Source organism: Peterkaempfera griseoplana (assembly GCF_001418575.1).
Lineage (GTDB): Bacteria > Actinomycetota > Actinomycetes > Streptomycetales > Streptomycetaceae > Peterkaempfera > Peterkaempfera griseoplana.
Genome location: NZ_LIQR01000741.1, coordinates 1 through 1,784 on the forward strand (window position 1 = coordinate 1; position 1,784 = coordinate 1,784).

Consider the following 1,784-nt stretch of genomic DNA (forward strand, 5'->3'; position numbering starts at 1 on the left):
GCGGCCGGCGGACCCCCGGTGGTGGTGCGGGCGGTCAGGCCCAGAGCTGGCCCTGGAGGGCCTCCACCGCGGCCTCGGTGGTCGGGGCGGTGTAGATGCCGGTGGAGAGATACTTCCAGCCGCCGTCGGCGACCACGAAGACGATGTCGGCCCGCTCGCCGGCCCGGGCGGCCTTGCGGCCGACACCGATCGCGGCGTGCAGGATGGCGCCGGTGGAGACGCCCGCGAAGATGCCCTCCGACTGCAGCAGCTCACGGGTGCGGACCACCGCGTCCTGGGAGCCGACGCTGAAGCGGGTAGTGAGCACCGAGGCGTCGTAGAGCTCGGGGACGAAGCCCTCGTCGAGGTTGCGCAGTCCGTAGACCAGGTCGTCGTAGCGGGGCTCGGCGGCGACGATCTGCACGCCGGGGACCTTCTCCCGCAGGTAGCGGCCGACGCCCATCAGGGTGCCGGTGGTGCCGAGTCCGGCGACGAAGTGGGTGACGGTCGGCAGGTCGGCGAGGATCTCGGGTCCGGTGGTGGCGTAGTGCGCGCCCGCGTTGTCGGGGTTGCCGTACTGGTAGAGCATGACCCAGTCGGGGTGTTCGGCCGCGATCTCCTTGGCGACCCGGACCGCGGTGTTGGAACCGCCCGCGGCCGGGGAGGAGATGATCTCCGCGCCCCACATGGTGAGCAGTTCGCGCCGCTCCGCGCTGGTGTTCTCGGGCATGACGCAGACCATGCGGTAACCCTTGAGCTTGGCCGCCATGGCGAGGGAGATGCCGGTGTTGCCGCTGGTGGGTTCGAGGATGGTGCAGCCGGGCGTGAGCCGGCCGTCGGCCTCGGCACGCTCGATCATGTGGAGGGCGGGCCGGTCCTTGATGGAGCCGGTGGGGTTGCGGTCCTCCAGCTTGGCCCAGAGCCGCACGCCCCCGGAGTCGTTCCCGGGGACGGCGGCGGAGATCCTCGGCAGCCCGACCAGCGGGGTGTTGCCGACGGCCTCGATGGGGGTGTCGTAGCGCATCAGCGCGCGCCGCCGGCCACGGCCGGAAGGATGGTGACGCTGTCGCCGTCCGCGACGCCGGTGGAGATGCCGTCCAGGAAGCGGACGTCCTCGTCGTTGAGGTAGACGTTGACGAAGCGGCGCAGCTCGCCGCCGTCGACGAGGCGGTCGCGGAGGCCGGGGTGGCGGGCGTCAAGGTCGGCGAAGAGGGCGTCCAGGGTCTGTCCGCTGCCCTCGACGGCCTTCTGGCCGTCGGTGTAGGTGCGGAGGATCGTCGGGATGCGGACCTCGATGGCCATGGCTGCGCTCCTGAGGAGTGGATGGGCGCCGTCGGGCGCGGGCAGGGACGGACTGGTGGCGGGGCGTGGCCCCGGGGGTGCGGCCGGTCAGGGACGGGTGCGGCGACAGACCCCGTCGGCGAGGCGGCACAGGTCGATGTGCAGCCGCGCCACGAGGCGGACGCCCGGGGCCTTGGTGCTCACATCGACGGAACGCATGCGCTCATCGTATCGATTCCCGGGTGCCCTCCGGGATGCCCGTCCCAGGGTGCGGATGGTCGCGTCTCGTATCGCGGGATTTCGGCCGTGCCCGGCCCGCCGTCCCGCGGTTTCCCAGGTCAGTCCTGGTAGGCGTCGACCACGTGGACGTCTTCCTCGGTGATCTCGCCGTCCACGATGCGGAACGAACGGAACTGGAAAGGACCCTCGTCGTTGCCGCACTCCGCGGTCGAGACCAGCACATAGTGGGCCGCGGGCTCGGAGGCGTAGGAGACGTCGGTGCGCGAGGGGTACCCCTCGGTGGC

General features: G+C 71.7%; 2 protein-coding genes and 1 pseudogene. All 3 read right to left on the reverse strand.

Annotation, left to right across the window (positions count from 1 at the left end; all coding sequences use genetic code 11):
* Positions 1–34 precede the first annotated feature (34 nt).
* Positions 35–1,003 carry a PLP-dependent cysteine synthase family protein gene (locus AOK09_RS36235; RefSeq protein WP_055591418.1) on the reverse strand — a complete coding sequence of 323 codons (969 nt, stop codon included), beginning with the start codon at positions 1,001–1,003 and terminating at the stop codon, positions 35–37.
* Positions 1,003–1,281, reverse strand: a complete 279-nt coding sequence (locus tag AOK09_RS36240; protein ID WP_055591419.1) for a MoaD/ThiS family protein — start codon at positions 1,279–1,281, stop codon at positions 1,003–1,005. The genes AOK09_RS36235 and AOK09_RS36240 overlap by 1 nt, the downstream gene beginning before the upstream one ends.
* Before the next feature lie 317 nt (positions 1,282–1,598).
* Positions 1,599–1,784, reverse strand: a pseudogene (locus tag AOK09_RS36245) (Mov34/MPN/PAD-1 family protein); the annotation flags it as partial.

Bases quoted from the DNA above. Each gene is read 5' to 3' on its own strand.
- AOK09_RS36235 (WP_055591418.1), bottom strand. From the start codon at position 1,003: ATGCGCTACGACACCCCCATCGAGGCCGTCGGCAACACCCCGCTGGTC.
- AOK09_RS36240 (WP_055591419.1), bottom strand. From the start codon at position 1,281: ATGGCCATCGAGGTCCGCATCCCGACGATCCTCCGCACCTACACCGAC.